19 protein-coding genes are annotated in these 18,815 nt (G+C 68.8%); 6 read left to right on the top strand and 13 right to left on the bottom strand.

Annotated elements, in window-relative coordinates:
* The first annotated feature begins 166 nt into the window (after positions 1 to 166).
* Positions 167 to 1,564 (top strand): M14 family zinc carboxypeptidase, encoded by a 1,398-nt coding sequence (locus tag ACN0TP_RS01080; RefSeq protein ID WP_417215554.1) that lies wholly within the window; start codon positions 167 to 169, stop codon positions 1,562 to 1,564.
* Between the two features lie 162 nt (positions 1,565 to 1,726).
* Here the strand turns inward: ACN0TP_RS01080 and ACN0TP_RS01075 are convergent, their stop codons facing one another.
* The 10 genes from ACN0TP_RS01075 to ACN0TP_RS01030 all read right to left on the bottom strand — a co-directional run bounded on the left by ACN0TP_RS01075 (position 1,727) and on the right by ACN0TP_RS01030 (position 12,532).
* Positions 1,727 to 2,095, bottom strand: coding sequence for a type II toxin-antitoxin system RelE family toxin (locus ACN0TP_RS01075; protein ID WP_417215552.1), 369 nt, complete (start codon positions 2,093 to 2,095; stop codon positions 1,727 to 1,729).
* An 8-nt stretch (positions 2,096 to 2,103) separates the two neighbouring features.
* Positions 2,104 to 2,403 (bottom strand): type II toxin-antitoxin system Phd/YefM family antitoxin, encoded by a 300-nt coding sequence (locus ACN0TP_RS01070; protein ID WP_417215550.1) that lies wholly within the window; start codon positions 2,401 to 2,403, stop codon positions 2,104 to 2,106.
* A gap of 70 nt (positions 2,404 to 2,473) precedes the next feature.
* Complete coding sequence (locus ACN0TP_RS01065) at positions 2,474 to 4,018, bottom strand: long-chain-fatty-acid--CoA ligase (RefSeq protein ID WP_417215548.1); 1,545 nt, start codon at positions 4,016 to 4,018, stop codon at positions 2,474 to 2,476.
* Positions 4,015 to 4,635 (bottom strand): TetR/AcrR family transcriptional regulator, encoded by a 621-nt coding sequence (locus tag ACN0TP_RS01060; RefSeq protein WP_417215547.1) that lies wholly within the window; start codon positions 4,633 to 4,635, stop codon positions 4,015 to 4,017. Before ACN0TP_RS01060 ends, ACN0TP_RS01065 begins: the two co-directional genes overlap by 4 nt.
* Entirely contained in the window at positions 4,632 to 6,737 is a 2,106-nt protein-coding gene (locus ACN0TP_RS01055) for a 3-hydroxyacyl-CoA dehydrogenase NAD-binding domain-containing protein (RefSeq protein WP_417215545.1), read from the bottom strand. The genes ACN0TP_RS01060 and ACN0TP_RS01055 overlap by 4 nt, the downstream gene beginning before the upstream one ends.
* 34 nt (positions 6,738 to 6,771) lie before the next feature.
* Positions 6,772 to 7,965: an acyl-CoA dehydrogenase family protein gene (locus ACN0TP_RS01050; RefSeq protein ID WP_417215544.1), complete on the bottom strand. Its 1,194-nt coding sequence runs from the start codon at positions 7,963 to 7,965 to the stop codon at positions 6,772 to 6,774.
* Between the two features lie 164 nt (positions 7,966 to 8,129).
* Positions 8,130 to 9,410, bottom strand: a complete 1,281-nt coding sequence (locus tag ACN0TP_RS01045; protein ID WP_417215542.1) for a hypothetical protein — start codon at positions 9,408 to 9,410, stop codon at positions 8,130 to 8,132.
* 213 nt (positions 9,411 to 9,623) lie between these two features.
* Positions 9,624 to 10,514: a Rieske 2Fe-2S domain-containing protein gene (locus ACN0TP_RS01040; protein ID WP_417215540.1), complete on the bottom strand. Its 891-nt coding sequence runs from the start codon at positions 10,512 to 10,514 to the stop codon at positions 9,624 to 9,626.
* Between the two features lie 113 nt (positions 10,515 to 10,627).
* Positions 10,628 to 11,254, bottom strand: a complete 627-nt coding sequence (locus ACN0TP_RS01035; RefSeq protein ID WP_417215538.1) for a phosphoribosylanthranilate isomerase — start codon at positions 11,252 to 11,254, stop codon at positions 10,628 to 10,630.
* A gap of 114 nt (positions 11,255 to 11,368) precedes the next feature.
* Positions 11,369 to 12,532, bottom strand: coding sequence for a M20/M25/M40 family metallo-hydrolase (locus ACN0TP_RS01030; RefSeq protein ID WP_417215536.1), 1,164 nt, complete (start codon positions 12,530 to 12,532; stop codon positions 11,369 to 11,371).
* 1 nt (position 12,533) lies between these two features.
* Here ACN0TP_RS01030 and ACN0TP_RS01025 point away from each other — a divergent pair, with 1 nt between their 5' ends.
* Positions 12,534 to 12,665 carry a hypothetical protein gene (locus tag ACN0TP_RS01025; RefSeq protein WP_417215534.1) on the top strand — a complete coding sequence of 44 codons (132 nt, stop codon included), beginning with the start codon at positions 12,534 to 12,536 and terminating at the stop codon, positions 12,663 to 12,665.
* A 10-nt stretch (positions 12,666 to 12,675) separates the two neighbouring features.
* Here the strand turns inward: ACN0TP_RS01025 and ACN0TP_RS01020 are convergent, their stop codons facing one another.
* The gene (locus ACN0TP_RS01020) at positions 12,676 to 13,239 is read right to left on the bottom strand and encodes a helix-turn-helix domain-containing protein (RefSeq protein ID WP_417215533.1); all 564 of its coding nucleotides are present in this window, start codon (positions 13,237 to 13,239) and stop codon (positions 12,676 to 12,678) included.
* Between the two features lie 81 nt (positions 13,240 to 13,320).
* On the opposite strand from ACN0TP_RS01020, the gene ACN0TP_RS01015 reads away from it, so the two are divergent.
* From ACN0TP_RS01015 to ACN0TP_RS01005, 3 genes are all read left to right on the top strand, one after another.
* On the top strand, positions 13,321 to 14,268 hold the full coding sequence (locus ACN0TP_RS01015; RefSeq protein WP_417215531.1) for an NAD(P)/FAD-dependent oxidoreductase: 948 nt from the start codon (positions 13,321 to 13,323) through the stop codon (positions 14,266 to 14,268).
* Complete coding sequence (locus tag ACN0TP_RS01010; RefSeq protein ID WP_417215529.1) at positions 14,265 to 14,984, top strand: class I SAM-dependent methyltransferase; 720 nt, start codon at positions 14,265 to 14,267, stop codon at positions 14,982 to 14,984. Before ACN0TP_RS01015 ends, ACN0TP_RS01010 begins: the two co-directional genes overlap by 4 nt.
* An 81-nt stretch (positions 14,985 to 15,065) precedes the next feature.
* Positions 15,066 to 15,593: a helix-turn-helix domain-containing protein gene (locus ACN0TP_RS01005; RefSeq protein ID WP_417215527.1), complete on the top strand. Its 528-nt coding sequence runs from the start codon at positions 15,066 to 15,068 to the stop codon at positions 15,591 to 15,593.
* 123 nt (positions 15,594 to 15,716) lie between these two features.
* On the opposite strand, the gene ACN0TP_RS01000 is transcribed toward ACN0TP_RS01005, so the two are convergent.
* The gene (locus ACN0TP_RS01000; RefSeq protein ID WP_417215526.1) at positions 15,717 to 16,466 is read right to left on the bottom strand and encodes a sulfite exporter TauE/SafE family protein; all 750 of its coding nucleotides are present in this window, start codon (positions 16,464 to 16,466) and stop codon (positions 15,717 to 15,719) included.
* Positions 16,467 to 16,532: 66 nt separating this feature from the next.
* Positions 16,533 to 17,486: an intradiol ring-cleavage dioxygenase gene (locus ACN0TP_RS00995; protein WP_417215524.1), complete on the bottom strand. Its 954-nt coding sequence runs from the start codon at positions 17,484 to 17,486 to the stop codon at positions 16,533 to 16,535.
* A 143-nt stretch (positions 17,487 to 17,629) separates the two neighbouring features.
* On the opposite strand from ACN0TP_RS00995, the gene ACN0TP_RS00990 reads away from it, so the two are divergent.
* Positions 17,630 to 18,682: an SH3 domain-containing protein gene (locus tag ACN0TP_RS00990; RefSeq protein ID WP_417215522.1), complete on the top strand. Its 1,053-nt coding sequence runs from the start codon at positions 17,630 to 17,632 to the stop codon at positions 18,680 to 18,682.
* The last annotated feature ends 133 nt before the right edge of the window (positions 18,683 to 18,815 follow it).

Here is an 18,815-nt window from a genome sequence, read left to right as displayed (position 1 = left end):
CGGGTGGTCGTCGCACCATGTCCCGGAGGCCGTTCCATAAATGGTTGCCTCTGCAAACCTTGACTCCCCGGCGGCCCCCTGTTCCGATGGAGGGACCGATGGGTCACACAGTGCGGTGCCGACCACCGACGCTGGAAGTGCGACTCATGAACTGAGGAGCAACAGCATGAAGAAAGCTCGCATCACTGCTGCCATCTGCGCCACGGCCATGACCGGGGTCCTGCTGACATCCGGCCAATTCACCTATACCACCCCCGCCGCCCAGGCGGCCAATGCCCCGGCATCGCCGGCCGGCCTGAATACCGACGGCGATTCCCTGCAACGGGCGCTGGCCGCAGCACCCGAGAAGGGGCTGAAGACACCGTTCGAACTCAGCAACGGCGCCACCTGGACCAGCGTGGAACAGGCTAGGAAGTTCAGACACCAACTCGATGCCTCCAGCGACCGCGTGAAGGTCCAGACTGTCGGCCGGTCCGGGAACAAGCAACCCATCGAACTCATCTCCGTCGGCTTCCCGAAGCCGAAGCCCCTCGGCCAGGCCAAGAAGGGCTCGGTGGTCCTGTTCAACTGCTCCATCCACGGCAACGAGCCCTCCGGCCGCGAAGGCTGCCTGCAGATGGCGCGCGACATGTCCACCACCAACGACCCGAGCTGGAAGCGCCTGCTGAAGCAGTCCACCGTCCTGTTCACCAACATCAACCCCGACGGCTGGAAGGCCAACACCCGCGGGAACGCGGACGGAGTCGACATCAACCGCGACTTCCTCGCCCTGGAAACACCGGAGGCCCAGACGCTCGCGAAGATCATGGGCGACTGGAAGCCCGACGTCATGAACGACCTGCATGAGTTCGGCCCCCGGGAGTACTACAACACCCAGGCCCTGGTGCTGTGGCCCCGCAACCGCAACGTCGATTCCAGGATCCACGGCCTGTCCCAGCGGATGGTCAACGCCTACACTGGGGCCCAGATCGAGGCCGGAGGTCACACCGTGGGCATCTACGGTGAACTGGTCAAGGACGGCGCCCCCTTCCAGCAGGTCGCCGGCGACCACCAGGCACGCATCCTGCGCAACTACACCGGGATGCGGCACATCACCGGCCAGCTGACCGAAACGGCGTCACGCGCCGTCCCCACCGACGACGACCAGAGCGCCACGGCCGTGAACCGCCGCCGGGTCACCGACCAGTACGCCAGCGCCATGGGCACCATGTCGATGATGATGGAGAATCGCCGGGCACTGGCCAACCAATCGGCACAGGCCGCCGAACGGGCCACGCAGGCAGGGGCCGACCGCTCGGGTGTCATCTACTTCTCCGGCCAGGACAACATGCTGCCCACCGACCCCGCGGGGGTGGAGACCCACCCGATGTGCGGTTACCAGCTGACCGCTGCGCAGCTGAAGGACACCCGCAAGACCCTGAAGCTGCATGGCATCACCTTCAAGAAGAACGACGCCGGAGCCTATGTCACGCTGGCCCAGCCGGGCCGGTCGCTGATCCCGCTGCTCTTCGACGAGCGGGCCGACTACGGGATCACCGAGGCCACACCGGTCACCCAGTGCTAATCGGCTGATTCCCCCACCGAAACGTCGGCGGCCCCACCCCGGGCCGCCGGCGTTTCCCTCATGTCCGGGTTTCGGCGTTCCCCCCTTCCCCTCTGCCACGCTCCGGCGCAGTTCGCGTTTGAGGATCTTGTGGCTGGGGCCCCGCGGGAACTCGTCTGCGGGTCACTGTGGCTTGCGGAAAGCTTCCTTGAGCGCTCGTTCCATCTCCACCACGCCAGCCGGGCTCCGATGTCGTTCCAGTCGGGCCATCGCGATGTCATACACCTCATCGTCTGCTCGTTTGCCGATGACCCAGACCACGCAAACGCTCCCGTCGGCCTCCACGCGATAGACGATGCGCCAATCGCCATTGCCCACGACCAACTTCCGCAACCCGGTCAAGTCCCCCGTGCGCCGGCTGCCGAGCGGAGAGCCCCGCTTTCCCGGCTCATCGGCCAACTTCGTCATCCCCTTGAAAACGAGGAGTCGAGTTGGCTGATCCAATCGGGCAAGGTCCCCCTTGACCTCGTCAGTCAGGAACACGTCCGCCATGGGAAGCCTCAGTCCGTGGACAGGTCGTTCAGGTCGATGCCAAATTCCCCGGCAACGTCGGACAGGCTATGGCGATTTCCCTTGTCAGTGATGGTGCGCACCATGGCAGCAGTCAGGAGTTTGAGGTCATCTTCCAACTCGTCGATCCTGCTCAGCCGTTCGGCATCCTCCATGCCCATGAGGACAGCGGCCGGCCTGTTGTTCCGCATGATGACCTGGGGTTCGCCGTCTTCGGCTCCCCTGACGAACGTCGAGACGTTTTGACTGAAGGTCGTCACGCTCACGATGTTCCTGGTATCCGTTTTCACGATCCACTCCTTGCAGGGAATCCGGGACTTGCAAACAGGCAAGGTACTTTTCTGTCTTTTATTCCACCCCTTATTCTCCATGCTTGGTCATGCTCCGGCGCAGCTCGCGCTTGAGGATCTTGTGGCTGGGGCCCAGCGGGAACTCGTCGACGAACCGCACCATCCGCGGGTACTTGTGCTTGGCCAGCCTCTGCCGCGACCACTCGATGATGGATTCCTGGGTGACCTCACCGCCGTCGTGCTCCGGATCGCGGATGACCACGGCGCACACCTCCTCACCGCGCTCCTCATCCGGGACCCCGATGACGGCGACCTGCGCGATGCCCGGGCAGCGGGCCAGGACCTCCTCGACCTCGCGCGGGTAGACGTTGAAGCCGCCGCGGATGATGACGTCCTTGGTGCGGTCCACGATGGCCAGGAAGCCGTCGTCGTCCAGGGTGCCCAGGTCCCCGGTGCGGAACCATCCCTCGATCATGGCCTCCGCGGTGGCCTGCTCGTTGCCGAGGTACCCGGCGAAGACGTTGTGCCCCCGCACCAGGATCTCCCCGAGTTCCCCGTGCGGGACCGGGGACAGCGAGCCGGGGGTGTTGCGGTCGTTGACCATCACGTCCACGCCCCAGATCGCCGGGCCGACAGTGCCGGGTTTGACCCCGGAGTGCGGGTTGTTGGTGGAGACGACCGGGGAGGTCTCCGAGAGGCCGTACCCCTCGTAGATGGTGACATCGAACGCCGTGTTGAAGCGCTCCATCACCGCCTGCGGAAGCGCTGCACCGCCGGAGACGCACAACCGCAGCTTCGGCAGATCGGCCTGTCCCTCTGCGGCGGCGAGCAGCTGGATGTACATGGTCGGCACGCCGTGGAAGACGTCGACGTGGTGTTCGCGGATCACCTCCAACGCCGCCGCTCCGGAGAAGCGCGGCAGCAGCACCAGGGTGGCACCGAGCCGGAAGATGGCGTTCATGCTGGCGGTCTGCCCGAACACGTGGAACAGCGGCAGGCAGCCCAGGGCAGTGTCCTCGTGGTGGACGTCGTTGGCGTCGACGGCGGAGACCGTGGCGTTCATGACCATGTTCACGTGGGTGAGGATCGCACCCTTGGGCTGGCCGGTGGTGCCGGAGGTGTAGAAGACGACGGCGGGATCCTCGGCCTGGCGCGTCACGTAGGTGGCCAGCGGCTCGGGGACGGGTGCGCCGGATGTGCCGCCGGTATCGGCGGCCTCCGGCCAGCTGCTGGTGAGCACCGGCAGGCCCAGCTCCTCCGCCGCGGGGCCGCCCACGGGCAGGAACAAGGGGTGGCAGATGAGCATCGTCGCCCCGCTGTCGCGCAGCACGTGCACGACCTCGGGGACGGTGAGCAGCAGGTGGACGGGCACGACGACGGCGCCGGCGGCGAGCACGGCGTAGTAGGAGCGGGGGAAGTCCACGACGTTGGGGCTCATGATCCCCACGACATCCCCGGCCGCCACGCCTGCAACCCGCAAGGCCGCCGCCTGGCCCAGGGCCTGGCACCAGAGCTCGCCGTAGCTGTAGGACTCCCCCTCGCTGATGACCGCGGTCTCATCGGGGTACTTGCGGGCGGATCCCTCGAGGATCGCGGCCAGGGACAAGGCGGTCATGCGGGGTCTCCGTTCGTCGGGTCCGGGCCCGTCGGTCCGGTGAGGATGCCGGCGACGGCGGTGCGCAGCACGTCCGTCGCCTCGGTGGCCGTCCGGCCCAGATACTGGCGCAGCAGCTGCCAGCTGGCCCAGTCCGCGACGACGACCAGCGCCAGCAGTCTCCGTTCCCGCTCCGCCGCCTCCAGCCGGGACAGTTCGGGGGCGAAGACGCGTTCGGCTTCCGCGCGGATGCGTGCCAGGTTCTCCCGCAGGTTCGCCTGGAGCACCGGGGAGAACGGGCGCTGCACATCGGCGGCGCGTGCCAGCGGCGCCAGGGCCTCGAGCAGGGTGGCGCGCTGGTGGGCGTAGGCCGCCAGGCGCCGATGCAGCGGCTGGTCGACGTCGATCGGCACGGTGGCTGCTTCCTGGCCCTCCAGTTGCCTGCCGGCGGAGGCGGCCATGACCGCTTCCATGTCGGCGAAGTGGCCCCAGAGCGTGCGCGGGGAGACCCCGGCCCGCTCGGTGACCTGGCGCGCAGTGGGTTTGAGCTCTCCGTCGGTGATCAGGGCCAGGTGGGCATCGACGATGAGCGAGCGGGTGCGTTCGGCGCGGGCGTTGCGCCCATCGACCTCGTTCACCTCGGTGCACCCGCTCCGTCGACGCCGCCGGGGGCGGTGAGCCAGGCGACGGGGCGCAGGGTCTCGTCCCCGGTGGCCTCGGCATGGTGGACGAGCCGCTCGGCGACGTGGGCGCGGCCGACGGCCTCGGCGTGGAACATCGGCCCGCCCCGGTAGGCCGGCCAGTTGTAGCCCTTGACCCAGATGACGTCGATGTCCCCGGGCCGTTCGGCGATGCCCTCGGCGAGGATCCGGCCGCCCTCGTTGACCATCGGGTAGAGCAGCCGTTCGAGGATCTCCTCGGAACCGATGTCGCGGCGATCGGTCCCCTGCTCGGCGCTGACCCGTTCGATGATCCGGGTCGTCTCCGGGTCGTCGGAGCGCTCGCGCCCGTCGTAGGCGAAGAACCCGGAACCGGTCTTCTGCCCGAACCGGCCCGCCTCGCAGAGCGCGTCGGACACCGGTGCCGAGGTCCCCTGGGACGTGCGGTTGCGCCAGCCGATGTCCAGTCCGGCCATGTCGGCCATCGCGAACGGGCCCATGCGGAACCCGAAGCCGGTCAACACGTCGTCGACCTGCCCGGGAAGTGCCCCCTCCAGCAGCAGGGCCTCTGCCTGCCGGCCGCGGACCTCCAACATCCGGTTGCCGACGAATCCGTGGCAGACGCCGACGACGACGGGGCATTTGCCCAGTCGGCGGCCCAAGGCGACGGCGGTGGCCAGGGTCTGCGGTGTCGTCCGGGCTCCCCGGACCACCTCGACCAGTTCCATCACGTTGGCGGGGCTGAAGAAGTGCATGCCCAGCACCCGTCCCGGATCGGCCACGGTGGCGGCGATCGCATCGACGTCGAGGTAGGAGGTGTTGGTGGCCAGCACGGTGTCGGGGCGGGTGTTCGCGTCGAGTCGGGTGAAGATGTCCTTCTTGACGTCCAGGTCCTCGAAGGCCGCCTCGATGACCAGGTCGGCAGCGGCCAGGTCCGCGTAGTCGAGGGTCCCGGTGATGCGGGCGAATTGTTCGTCCGCCTGCCCACTGGTGCGGCTGCCATGGGAAACGGAGACGTCGAGGTTCCTGCGGACCTGGGCCAGCCCGCGGTCCAGCGCCTCCTGCCGGGTTTCGACGACGATCACCGGCACGCCGGAGGTGGCCAGGGCCAGGGCGATGCCGCCACCCATGGTGCCAGCACCGATCACCGCGGCCTGCCCGATATCGCGGGCGGAGGTGGCGTCGAGTCCGGCGGGTTTGCGCGTGGCCCGTTCGGCGGCGAAGAGGTGGCGTTGGGCTGCGGCCTCGGGGCTGGCCACGCGCTCGAGGAAGAGGCGGCGCTCCGCTGTTGCCCCGGCGTCGAACCCCTCCTCGATGCCGGCGGTGATGGCCTCGACGGCGGCGCGTGCCGCGTACGGGTCCTTGGCCTTGCGCAGCGGTCCGCTCGCCAGTTCGGCGATGGTGCCGGGGCGGGCGGCCGCGTCGGCGATCTTCTCGGTGCGGTCCCGGGTGCGGGTCGGGGCCCCTTCCGTGGGTCCTGGTGTCGCCGGAAGCCGGGAGGCCGCCCAGGCAACGGCCGCGCCGGCGAAGTCACCGCTGTCGAGCACCGCGTCGACGAGTCCGTACTCGACGGCCGTGTTGGTGCCGATGCGCCGTCCGGACAGGATCATGTCCACCGCGCGTTCGGCGCCGACCAGGCGCGGGAGCATCCCGGTCCCGCCAGCGCCCGGGATGATGCCCAGGGTGATCTCCGGCAGGCCCAGCGTGGCGTCGGGGTGGGCGACGCGGCTGTGGGCGGCCATCGCCAGTTCCAGTCCCCCGCCCAACGCGACGCCGGCGATGGCGGCGGTGACCGGTACCGGGAAGTCCTCGAGGCGGTCGACGAGTTCGGGCAGCGTGATGCCGGTGGTGGTGCCGCCGAATTCGGTGATGTCGGCTCCGGCGGAGAACGCCCGGTCGGTGCCGGTGAGCACCACGGCGCGGATCGCCTGATGGGCGCGGATCTCCTCGAGGGCGTTGGCCAGCAGCTGGCGGACCGATTGGCCCAGCGCGTTGACCGGTGGAGCCTCCAGGGTGATGAGGGCGACCGGGCCGTGCACCGTGATGGCGGCCTGCGGGGTGGGGTGTGTTGTGGTGGACATGGGGGCCTTCCTGGGGATCCGCTCGCGGGACGGTCTACTTGAACGCTGAGATGCCGGTGATGTCCCGGCCGACGAGCAGCGACTGGATGGAGTCGGTACCCTCGTAGGTGCTGACGATGTCCATGTCGGTCAGGTGGCGGGCGACGTGGCGTTCAATGAGCACCCCGTTGCCGGCTAGCATGTCGCGGGCCTCGCTGCAGATCCACTTCGCCTTCTGCGCGGTGGACATCTTGACCATCGATGCCATCGGGCCGGTGAGCCGTCCGGTGTCGGCGAGCTCCGCCATCCGCGTGCACATCAGCTGCATGGCGGTGAGTTCGGCCAGCATGTTCGCCAACTTGTTCTGCACGAGCTGGAAGCTGGCGATGGGCTTGCCGAACTGGACGCGTTCGCCGGCGTAGGCGGCGGCGATCTCGTAGGCGGCCATGGCGTGGCCGACGGCTTCCCAGGCGGCCCCGCCACGGGTGGCGGTGAGGACCCGGGAGACGTCGCGGAAGGAGTGGCAGTTCGCCAGCCGGTTGGCCTCCGGGATGCGCAGGTCCTCGATGACGATGTCGGACTGCGGGATGGCGCGCTTGCCCATCTTGCCCGTGATGACGGTGGGCAGGTAACCGGCGGGGTGGGCGCCGTCGTCGTCCTTCTCCATCACGAAGCCCTTGACGTTGCCATCGGCCTCGTCGCGGGCGAAGATGACCACGACGTCGGCGGCGTCCCCGTTGCCGATCCAGCGCTTGTGCCCGGTGAGGACCCAGTCCTCGCCGTCGCGGCGGGCACTGGTTTCCAGGGCGACGGAATCGGATCCGTGCTCCGGTTCGGTCAGGGCGAAGGCGCCGGTGCGCTCCAGCGTGGCCATGGCCGGGAGTAGGCGGGCGCGCTGTTCGCCGCTGCCGAGCATGTCGATGGCCCCCATGCACAGCGAGGAGTGCACTCCGATGTAGGTGTTCACGGAGCCGTCGCCGCGGGCGATCTCGCGCGAGACGATGCCCATGGCCCGGCGGCTGAGCCCCGGGCAGCCGTTGCCCTCTATGGTGCCGCCGATGATGCCCAGGTCCGCCAGGCCGGGGCGCAGCTGGCGGGGGAACTCGGCGCGTTCCCAGTAGTCGTTGATGATCGGGAGGATGTCCGCGTCGACGAAGGCCCGGATCCTGTCGCGCAGCGCGGTCTCCTCGGCGCTGAGTTCGTCGTCGAGCCGGAAGTAGTCGCTGGTGACCGTTCCTGTTTGTTGCACTGGCTGCCGTCCTGTCCTGGGGGGTTCGCGGACCTGCGGGCCCGCCGTCGCGTTCCGGACGGCGGCGGGCTGCCACGATCCCCCCGGTGATGCAGCTCCCACCGTCCGGAACAATTTGCACACTATATGCAACTTGTTGCGCGGGCAAGGGCCATCGATGCGGGCTACCGCCGCTCGTCGGGCTGCTCGGTCTGCTGGACCTCCCCCGTGGCGACCTCCTTTGCCTCGACGGCCTCACGGGCCGCCGCGTCGGCCTCCTCCGCTGCCTCGGCCGTGGCCTCGGCGTCACCGGCGGCGGAGGTGGCGGCCGAGTCGGCCACGTCGGCGGACTCGGAGGCGGCTTTAGCCTCGGCCCGGGCCTCCTGCGTGGCCCCGTCGGAGGCGAGGGAGATCTGGCGGCGCAGGTATTCGCGGTTGCTGAACGTCGCGCGGCGCACGGCATCGGCGTCCGAAAGCCCGGATCCGACGGCACCGGCGATGATGCCCATGGACGCCGCCAGCCAGGCCAGGTTCAGGAATTCGGGCAACCCGGCCTCGTGGCCGAGCTGGTCGGACATGTAGTCGAGGTTGATGACCACCAGTCCACCGATGAGGATCAGCACGAACAGGAACACGAACATCGTCGTCACGGCCAACGCTACGGTCAATAGTGTCGCGGTGTTGTAGGTGATGCGCCGTTCGCGCCACTTGGCGCCTTGGGGGCGTTCCAGCAACCCGTGGGAGGCGATCAGCCACACGGTCATCACGACCACCGAGAGCAGGGCGATGCCCAGCAGCCGTGGGGTGCTCAGGTAGTCGGCCATGGACCAGATGCTGGTGTAGAAGATGCCGAACGCCCCCGTCGCCGACGCCGCGGCCATGGCCGAGGACAGCTTGGGGACGAGGCGGAACGGTTGGTTGCTGCGTACCATGCCGATCTGCATGGCCACCCGTCCGAACAGTCCCTTCACGGTTTCGAAGGTGTGCTGCGACTCCGGGTCCTCCAGTCCGTCATCGACCGAGAACGTCCTGCGGGTCAGCGAATCGTCCTCGACGGCCGCCGCCCGTCGCGCATGGGCCTCGTGCAGCGTTGCGGTCACGCCCACCAGCCGGCGGCCCAGGCGGCGCGGGTGCACCATGCCCAGGGAGGGCAGCACCACCATGGCGGATCCGTACCCGGTGTTCACCGAGGAGACCAGCGGTTCGCCGCGCACGTATTTGGGCAGGTCGGTGACGTACAGGATGTAGTCCCACTGGTGCTCGGTGCGCACCAGTTCGGAGTTCGCCGTGAGCTGGACGCTGCCATCGCGGTCCAGGGGCAGGGAGAGTTCCTCGACCTCGACGCTCCAGTCGACGCCGTCGTCGACCCGTTGGTTCAACTCGCTCGCCAGATGTTCGCGGAGGCGGTGCGATAGGGACAGCGGCAAGCCGGGGTCGGCGGCAATGCCAACGGTCAGGTTCTTCATGGGCACCAGGTTTTCCGTGAGGGGGCAGGGTGGGTGCCGGATGGGGAGTCGCACTCCACAGGATGCCGGCAGCCGGCGGCCCGTGCGGTGATCGCCCGGAGTTCCAACGGCCCAGAGGTGTTCTTACCCGGCAACGCTATCCGCGCGGCCGGGACGCCCGCAAACCTGCTGGTCACGCCCCCTGTCGGCCGCGCCGCGCCCTCCGCATGGGCGCTATCCGGCGCCGGGCAGCCGGACCTCCACCAGGTCGTCGACGATGCGGGTCTCGAATGCCGGCTGGTCGGTGGTGGCCGGCCCGTGGACGACCGCGCCGGTGTCGAGGGAGAAGACGCTGCCGTGCCAGGGGCATTCGACGCAGGGCGCGCCGGCATGCCGGCCCTCCCCGCCGTCGAGCAACCGGCCCTCGTGCAGCGGTGCCGACAGATGGCTGCAGGTATCGGCCAGAACATGGAGCCGGGTCCCGCGCCGGCTGACCAGCAGCGGGACACCCGCCACGACCCGTTGACCGAGCACGCCGTCCTCGATGTCAGCCAACGGCCCCAGCTGTTGCCAGCCGGTGGGAAAACGGTGCGGGACGTCTTCGGTGTGGTTAGCACCGGCTGCCTGCCGGTAGGCCAGGTGCCCGCCGAGATAGCCGCCGACGCCGGCCAGCGCCAGACCGGTGAAGGACAACGCCCGGCCGGCACCGTGGCGCCCGCGGATCCGTTGGACCAACGATGCCGCATACAGGCTGGTGGCCAGCACGTTCGCTCCCGAGTGCACGATCCCCACCCGCAGCTGTTGTTCGTGCAGCTTGGCCCAGTCGGCATAGCCGGCGAGCGCCGCGGGGGCGGCACCCATCAGCCCCACGCCCACGAGCAGTTGGGCCGGCTTCTCCATCCCGGGCACCAGGTCCAGGACACCCGTGGAGACCCAGGCCCCGAGCGGGACCTGCACCGCCAGCGGGTGCACCGGGTGGCCGATCGGGACGCCGTGCAGCACGTCGCGCAGTCCCTGGGGGCGCAGGGCGCGATCGACCACCGACCGCACGCTGTTGACCAGGGGATCCAGGATGGAGAGGTTCTCCAGCCGATCCATGACGTTCAAGCCAGGCAGGCGTTTCATCGGTCCTCCTTCGACGCTCCGAGCGTAGCCACCCCGGCCGCGGGGCACCAGAGAACGCGTGGCGGCGGCTACGTGGCGGCGGCACCGTGGCCGCGCGATCCCGCGCGATCCCGTCAGGCGTCGCCGGTGCGTGCCGCCCGGATGAAGTCGCGGATCAACCCGGCGTCCTTGACGCCCCGGCTGGACTCGGCGCCGCTGGAGACGTCCGCCCCGCTCGCCCCGGAACCGGCCAGCAACGCCCCGACGTTGCCGGGGGTCAACCCGCCGGCGAGCAGCCAGAACCCCTCGGGTGTGCGATCGGCCAGCACCGACGCGTCGAAGGTCTGCCCGGCACCGGGCTCGACGGCGTCCAGCAGGAGCCGCTCCCCCGCCCAGGCGGCGCGCTCGGACGCCGGCAGGGCGGTGAAGGCCGCCGCGGCAAACGCCCGGAGGGTGCGGAACCCGGCAGCCTGGACGGCCCGGACGTCCTCGAGGGACTCGTCTCCATGCAACTGCACCGTCGTGACCCCGGCAGCCTGGGCTGTTTCCAGCACGACGGCGAGGGGCTGGTTGCGGAACACGGCCACGGTTTCGACGGTGGCCGGGACCGCTGCGACCAACCCGCGCACCCTTGCTGCGTCAACGGTGCGGGCGCTCCCGGGGGCGAAGATGAACCCGAGGGCGTCGGCGCCTTCAGCGACCGCGGCGGACACCATGTCGGGGGTGCGCAGGCCGCAGATCTTCACAAACCGTTCGGTCATGTCCCGGGCTCCCCTCGTGTCTCGAATGCGCGCCAGACGACCGGGCGCAACGTCCCATTATCCCGCCTGCCGGGCCACGCACGTAGAAGGCACGTCACAGAAGACCGGACGACGCTACGCCAGCGCGGTGGCGAGCATGCCCATGGTCTCCGCGGTGATGGCGGTGTAGAGGGGGATCGCATCGGGGTAGATGTATTCGTTCCGCGCGTGGGCACCATCGCCGACGGCACCCATGCCACACAGGACGGGGATGCCCAGGGCGGCGACGAAGTTGGCGTCGCTGCCGCCGCCGACCGAAATTCCCTCCAGGTCATGGCCGAAGCCGGCCGCGGCGGTGCGCACGATGTTGAAGAGCTTCTCCCCGGTTTGGCCCATCGCCATCGGGGGCCGGTTCCACTGGTGGTCGATCTCCAGGCGCACTCGATCGTCGCTGATGGCGATCGCGTCGAATGCGGCGTCGACGCGTTGCATTTCCCCGCTGTTTTCGACCCTGATGTCCACCATTGCCGTTGCGTGTCCGGCCGAGACGTTGGTGCCGGAGCCGCCGTTGACCAGCCCCACGTTGATGGAGGTTCCCTGGGACAGGTCAGCGATGCGGGTGGCTGCGGTGATGGCCTCGGCGATGGCGTGGATGGCGCTGGCCCCTGCGGTCGGGTTGAGCCCGGCATGGGCTTCGATCCCGGTGGCCGTCATGCGGAAGATGCCGATTCCCTTGCGTCCCGTCTTGACCGCACCTCCGGAGGTCGGTTCCAGCACCAGGACCGCGTCGGCCTCGCGGGCCGCCGCTTCGATGTGCGGGCGCGAGGACAACGACCCGATTTCCTCGTCGCCGTTGAAGAGGTAGGTCACGGTGGGGGTTTCGCGTCCGGCCTCCCGCAGGAGCCGGACGGCCCAGATGCCTTGGACCAGTCCGGTCTTCATATCGAAGATGCCGGGGCCGCTCAGCGTGGGGCGTCCGGCATCGTCGGTCGCTTCCCTGATGCCCCACCCTCCCAGGGTTCCGGTGGGCCACACCGTGTCGTAGTGCGCGATGACCAGCACCCGGCCGGATCCGGTTCCCGGATACGTCATTTTCACGGTGGGTCCCTGGTCGCCGCCGTCGAGGACGTCCAGGCCGGCGGGCTCACCGAGGTGCCCCACGGTCAGCCGTCGGATGTGCTCGGCCCCGTGATGGAGCGCTGCCCGGTCGTAGCTGTGCGTCTCGAGGCGGACGAGCTCGATGATGTCCCGGACCATGGTCGAGTTGGCCGATCGGGCTGATTCCAGCAGTGACGTCACGGTGGTGCTCCTCGTGGTGGCGGTGAAGGCAGGGGCTGCCCCGCGGACAGCGGCACTGGTCGACGCCATCGCGGAGCAAGCCGTGGCACTGCTCACTGCGGGAGCTGACGTCGTTGCGCTGGTTACATACTAGGGTCGGCCGATCATCCCTCGTCGTGCGTCTGCGTGTGGATGCGCTCGCCGTCGGCTCCGAAGATGCTCAGCACGTCCACCGGCTTGCCATCGGCCGAACCCATCGCGTGCGGCACCCGGGTGTCGAACTCCGCAGCCTCGCCGGGTCCGAGCACCAGATCCCGGTCGCCGAGCAGCAGGCGCAGCTGGCCGGACAGGACGTACACCCAGTCGTAGCCGTCGTGCACCCGCTGCTCGGGCAGGGTCTTGCGGCCCGGATAGGTCATCCGAAAGGTCTGGGTCGGCGAATTCGGCGGGGAGAGCTTGAGCGTCCGGATGCCGTGGTGCGTCGTCCGAACCGGTCGGATGCGCGGATCGGGCACCTCGGCCGGGATGAGGTCGTCGATGGTGATGCGCAGCTCGCGGGTCAAGGGCAGCAGGAGCTCCAGGCTGGCCTGCCGCTTCCCCGATTCCAGGCGCGAGAGCGTGGAGACGGACATGCCGGCCTTCGTGGCCAGGTCATCCAGCGTCCTGTCCTGTTTCACCCGGGCCGCGCGCAGCCGTGGCCCGATCTGTTCGAGTACAGCGTCCTTCATCCCACACCCCTACACGTCGTTAGTTTGCTGTTTCCGCAAAGATAGTTGCGATTCTAGCATTGCGGGGTCCACAGTTGAAGCATGGAAACCACACACGACTTCGACGTCATCATCATCGGCGCCGGCGCTGCCGGCCTCAGCGCCGCGCAAATGCTCGGCCGCTCCCTGCGCAGCGTCCTGGTGCTCGACACCTCCAACCCCCGCAACCGCTTCGCCGGCCACATGCACGGCGTCCTGGGCGGCGACGGCCTGAGCCCCCGGGACTTCCTGGCCCGCGGACGGGCGGAGGCGACAGCCTACGGCGTCCAGTTCGGCGCGGCGGGCGCCTCCACCGTCGCCGAGACGGCCACGGGCGTGGCCGTGGCCACCACCGATGGCAGCACGTTCACCGCCCGCCGGCTCATCGCCGCCACCGGCGTCCGGGACGATCTCCCACCCATCCCCGGCCTGGCCGAGGGCTGGGGCCGCGACGTGCTGCACTGCCCCTACTGCCACGGCTGGGAGGTCAGGGGCCAGCGCATCGGCGTGCTCGCCACCTCACCCATGGGCCTGCACCAGGCGCACCTGCTGCGGCAATGGAGCAACGACGTCGTGTTCCTCAGCGCCGACGCCGGCCCGATCGAGGACACGGTCGCCAGCACGCTCGCCTCGCGCGATGTCGTCATCGAAGACCGGCGCGTGCTCGAGGTGACCAGGAACGACGCCGGTGCCCTCACCGGGGTGCGGCTGGAAGACGGCGAACACGTGGGGCTGGACGCCATCTTCACCGCGGGTGAACTGCACCCCCAGGACGGCTACCTCGACGGCCTGGCTCTGGATCGCGACGAGCTCCCCGTCGGCAGCTTCATCCACGCCGACTTCACGGGCAAGACCAACAACGCCCGCATCTTCGCCGCCGGCAACATCACCAACCCCATGGCCAACGTGCCCATCAGCATGGCGGCGGGCACCATGGCTGGCAGCATGGTCAACATGGACCTGGTGACCGAGGACTTTGACCTGGCCGCCGCGGGGGCCAACGCAGCATGAGCGAACGGATCGAGGACACGATGGAACACCACCACCACCATGACCAGCACGACGACGGCGGGACCGGAGCCGGAGCGCCCGGAGCCGATGCACCCGTGGATGCCCAGGCATTTTGGGATGCTCGCTACGGCGAGCGCCAGCGGATCTGGAGCGGCTCGGCCAACGCATCGCTGGTTGACGAGGTCGAGTCGGTCAAGCCGGGGAGCGCCCTGGACCTGGGGTGCGGCGAAGGCGGTGATTCACTGTGGCTTGCCGAGAACGGATGGATGGTCACCGGCGTTGACGTCTCGGAAACGGCGCTGGCCCGTGCGCGGAAGGAATCGGCGGCACGCGGCCTGGGCGAGGACGACGTCGAATGGCTGCACGTCGACCTCGCCCGGGACTTCCCGTCCGGGACCTTCGATCTGGTTTCCGCCTGCTTCCTGGCCTCCAACATCCCCTTGCCCCGTGCCCAGATCCTGCGCCGGGCGGCGGCGGCCGTCGCCCCCGGGGGCATGCTCGTGCTCGTCTCGCATGCGAGCGCCCCCTCCTGGGCGGGCAACCACCACCACGGGCCGGTGGACTTCCCCTCGCCCGAGGATGAGCTGGCGGCACTCGATCTCGACGAGGATGCCTGGGAGATCACGACGGCGGAAACCAGGACGCGGGAGGCCACCGGACCCGACGGTGAGCGCGCCACGCTGGAGGACACGGTCGTGGTGGCGCAGCGACGCTGAGGTTGAGCACGATGTCCGCGTTGTCCTGAGGCCTGCTGGGAGCGAAGCCGTATTCATAGTCTTGGTTGCTATAATTGGTCCATGTCTTCACGTGGGGAGATCCTTCGAGGGGTGATGCTCGAGACCGGCACCACCCAGATGTGCCTGTCACGGATGAGTGGCGTTCACCAGCCCAGCATCAGCCAATTCCTTTCCGGAAAAGTGGATTTCAGTGACGAGCAACTCGACCGGCTGCTCTCCTGCATGGAGCGTCGCCTCGAAGTGGTCCGTCGGCCCGTACGCCCGGAGCTGACGCATTCCGAGCGTCGGTCGTGGATGCTTCACCGCAAACTCTCGACGCGCCTGACGATGGCTTCGCTCCAGGAGTGGCTCCCCCGGCTGGTGCGCAACTTCGAGCGCCTGCGCCACGGCGTTCGGGGAACGGTGCACCGTCGGAACATCCAGCAATGGCTGACCCTGATCGACCACAGCGACATCATCGGCCTGCACCGTGCCATGACAGGTCTGGACCGAACCTCCATCGAGATGCGCGAGGTCTCGCCGTTCGGGGGCATCCTCCCCGAGGAACAACGGCGCGAGGTCCTGGACGAATTGCGTCGCGCCAGCTGATGCGCCGCGATCAAAATCACCAACTGGATGGCGCAGTGGCGGATTCACGTCCGCGGATCAGCCGTGTGGCGGCGCAGCCTCCGGACACGGAAAGCAAATGATCGCCTCGGTTCCAGCCGTAGCTCAGGCCAGGCCGACCCAGCCCTTGGCCACCGCGGCCAGCGCACCGGCAAACGCAATGGCCAGGATGAAGATCCGGGCGTGGTGGTCCTTCACGAACCGTTGGAGCCGTTCACCACCAAAGATGCCGATCGCGATGGCGAGCACGAACAAACCCCAATCCCACCAGGGGAGCATGAGTTGCTGTTCCGGCGCCACGATGGCCTTGGAGACGACTGTGACGAACCCGATCACCGCAAAGAACGGCTGCATGGTGGCGGCAAAGGAGCGCTGCGGCCACCGCGAGAGCACCGCGTAGGCGCTGACCGCGGGCCCGCCGACCCCGGCCATCGCGTTGGTCAGCCCGGAGAGGGCACCGGCCACGGCGCGGGGTGCCGGCCCGCTGACGTGTGCGTTCGCCTTCGACAATCCCAGTGACAGCAACAGGGCGATCAGCACCACGATCCCGACCACGAGGGAGAGCAGTGAGGATTCCATCCGGGAGGCGATGATGGCCCCGCCGACGGAGCCCACCACGCTGAAGGCGGTGAGCCACCGGAAGGCCGACCAGTTGATGTCCTTCCACACGCGTGGGGTGATCAGCAGCGAGGAGACGACGCCGCAGATGTTCACCAGCAGGACGCCGTCGTGGGGCCCCAACAGCAGGACCAGGAACGGGGAGGCCAGCATGGCGAATCCCAGCCCTGCCACGCGTTGGGCCACGGCGCCGATGAGCACCAGTCCGGCGGCAACGGCAACGATTTGGGGATCCACCGAGCCAGCCTACCGGGCACCGCCCCGGCACCGGGGCGGCACCGGGGCGTCCCCCACCGGATGAACCTAGCCGGAGGTGCCCGTGCCCTCCCCGCCGGGACCACCATTGGGCGGGGCCCCTCCTTCGCCGGGTCCTCCCCCGCCGGGCCCGCCTCCGCCGGCGGGGGCACCGCCACCGGTCGGTTCGGTGCCCGTGTCCACCCCGACGGTCAGCGACACCTGGTACCCCGCCTTCACCGACCCGGTGACCTGCGCGAGTTGGTGCACACCGCCGTCGTCCCCGAAGACGTTGTCGCCGGCCAGGGTGACTCCTGCCAGGTTCTTGACCGACGACGCATACCCGGCGGTGGCGTAGACCGCGTCGCATGCGTCCTGCGGAAGGGCCACCTGCGAGGTGGCGATGGCGTTGCTGCTGTCCTGGATGCCCTCGCGATCCGGGTAGACCTCGAAGTGGATATGCGGCCAGCGACCGGTGTAGCAGGCCGGGAAGATGCTGGTGAACCTGACCTGCCCGGCGGAATCGGCGATCTGGACACCACGCAGGTAGTTCTCGTCCTCGACGCCGCTGCTGTACATCGAATACCTGCCCTCGCGGTCGCACTGCCAGACGTAGACGGCGACCCCGGCGAACGCGCTGCCGCCCTGGGCGAGGTCCTTCAGGTTCAGCGTCAGGGTCATCGGGATCCCCTCCGCGGTGGCCGACGCGTCGCCGAAGCTGGAGCGGATGTCGCTGCGCACGATCCCGGATTCCTCCAGCACATCTGGGCCGTTGGAGCCGTCGCCCTGGTAGGGCCCGGCTGTCTCGTCGGGGATCTCCCCGCTGGAGGTTGCAGCGGTACTGGAGGACGAGGCGCCGGTGGCGCTGGAGCAGGCAGCCAGCCCCAGCGACATGGCTCCGATGCCGAAGGCCTGCAGGACCCGGCGGCGCTGCAGCAGCGTGCCGACGTCGAAGCCCAGGCCCTGGTCTTCGAGGTCCTCGTCGGGGCGGGGCAGGGGGCGTCCGTCGTGGTGGTGGACCATGGTGTTCCTTCGTTGGTTGGGGTGGTTCCACCGAGCCTAGGAAACCATTCCATGGAGGGGCTGTGCCGGGCGCAGGTCCCGCCTGTGGGACGGGACGACGCCACCGTCTAGGCGGACGCGTGAACCTGTGGTACAAAAAGTCCATGTACCTGACTAAACGACCCTCGATCCTCGCCGTGGCGGGGATGGCCCTCGGCCTCATCGCCGCTGGCCTGGGTTCCGCGCCGGCCACCGCAGCACCCTCCGTTTCCGCGGGCACGACGGCGGGGATCACCATGCCTGCCCGGGTGGCACCGGCGTCGTCCGCGGTCCCCGCGGCACTGCCCTCGGCACTGCCGTCCGCCGTGAAGTCGAAACGGAAAACGGTCACCACCGCCAACCTGAACATCCGCCGCGGCGCCGGCACCAAGCACCGTTCGCTCGGCGTGCTGAAGGCGGGGACCACGGTGGTGCCCACGGGCAAACGGTCAGGAAAATGGTGGCAGGTCAAGGCCTCCGGGAAGACCGGCTGGGTGCATTCGGGCTACCTGAAGACGGTGAGCGTGAAACCTGTCAGGTTCGCCAATCCGTGCACCGCGCTGAACCAGCAGAAGACCCGCTACAACCCGGGCAGGGCAAAACGCGTGTCCTTCGCGATCGCCGAGTCCTACGGCAGCTACCGGGCGACGTTCACCCAGTGCGTGAAGTCCGGGTCGACGTGGAAGAAGGAATGGCAGACGCCGGCCACCGTGGGGCTGCGTGGATTCAAGAAGCCAGGCGTCGCCTCCGGGCACACCGGCAACCGCTGGTCACCCCAAGGCATGTTCTCGGTGACCGAGGCCTTCGGTTCGGGCAACCCGGGTACGAAGCTGTCCTACCGGAAATTGAACCCGAGGTCCCGCTGGTCCGGCACCGCCGGGTCCTCCTACAACAAGTACTACCTGGACAAATCGGCCTCGCACCGCCGCTGGCCGGACGAGAACCTCTACAAGATCATGAAGGCCGGGGACTACCGCCAGGCGGTGGTCATCAACTACAACCGGCCCCCTGACTCGCGGATCAAGCAGGGCGCCGGCTTCGCGATCTTCCTGCACACCCATGTGGTCCCGACCTGGGGCTGCATCGCCATCGGCTACGGCCCCCTGGTGAAGTACGTCAAGAGTGCCCGCAAGGGCGACCAGATCATCATGGGCGTGCGCTCGGACATCTTCCGGTAAACCGTTGCGCGGCCCGGCGGGTTCACCGGTGGCGTGCACCAGACCTTGTCGTATTCCCCTCCCGTGGGCAAGCTGAAAGGACATCCAGCACGCCCAGCCGCCGGCCCGACGCGCCCCGGGGCGTCCGGCCGGC

Origin of the sequence: Arthrobacter sp. (assembly GCF_048266065.1) — a bacterium.
Classification (GTDB): Bacteria; Actinomycetota; Actinomycetes; order Actinomycetales; family Micrococcaceae; genus Arthrobacter_H.
Note: the sequence above shows the minus strand (reverse complement) of the source record. Positions and strands in the feature narration are given on the sequence as shown.

Excerpts from the sequence above, each read along its gene's own strand:
- ACN0TP_RS01080 (WP_417215554.1), top strand. The coding sequence starts at position 167 with ATGAAGAAAGCTCGCATCACTGCTGCCATCTGCGCCACGGCCATGACC.
- ACN0TP_RS01075 (WP_417215552.1), bottom strand. The coding sequence starts at position 2,095 with ATGGCGGACGTGTTCCTGACTGACGAGGTCAAGGGGGACCTTGCCCGA.
- ACN0TP_RS01065 (WP_417215548.1), bottom strand. The coding sequence starts at position 4,018 with ATGACCGCCTTGTCCCTGGCCGCGATCCTCGAGGGATCCGCCCGCAAG.
- ACN0TP_RS01055 (WP_417215545.1), bottom strand. The coding sequence starts at position 6,737 with ATGTCCACCACAACACACCCCACCCCGCAGGCCGCCATCACGGTGCAC.
- ACN0TP_RS01045 (WP_417215542.1), bottom strand. The coding sequence starts at position 9,410 with ATGAAGAACCTGACCGTTGGCATTGCCGCCGACCCCGGCTTGCCGCTG.
- ACN0TP_RS01040 (WP_417215540.1), bottom strand. The coding sequence starts at position 10,514 with ATGAAACGCCTGCCTGGCTTGAACGTCATGGATCGGCTGGAGAACCTC.
- ACN0TP_RS01035 (WP_417215538.1), bottom strand. The coding sequence starts at position 11,254 with ATGACCGAACGGTTTGTGAAGATCTGCGGCCTGCGCACCCCCGACATG.
- ACN0TP_RS01020 (WP_417215533.1), bottom strand. The coding sequence starts at position 13,239 with ATGAAGGACGCTGTACTCGAACAGATCGGGCCACGGCTGCGCGCGGCC.
- ACN0TP_RS01015 (WP_417215531.1), top strand. The coding sequence starts at position 13,321 with ATGGAAACCACACACGACTTCGACGTCATCATCATCGGCGCCGGCGCT.
- ACN0TP_RS01010 (WP_417215529.1), top strand. The coding sequence starts at position 14,265 with ATGAGCGAACGGATCGAGGACACGATGGAACACCACCACCACCATGAC.
- ACN0TP_RS01005 (WP_417215527.1), top strand. The coding sequence starts at position 15,066 with ATGTCTTCACGTGGGGAGATCCTTCGAGGGGTGATGCTCGAGACCGGC.
- ACN0TP_RS00995 (WP_417215524.1), bottom strand. The coding sequence starts at position 17,486 with ATGGTCCACCACCACGACGGACGCCCCCTGCCCCGCCCCGACGAGGAC.
- ACN0TP_RS00990 (WP_417215522.1), top strand. The coding sequence starts at position 17,630 with ATGTACCTGACTAAACGACCCTCGATCCTCGCCGTGGCGGGGATGGCC.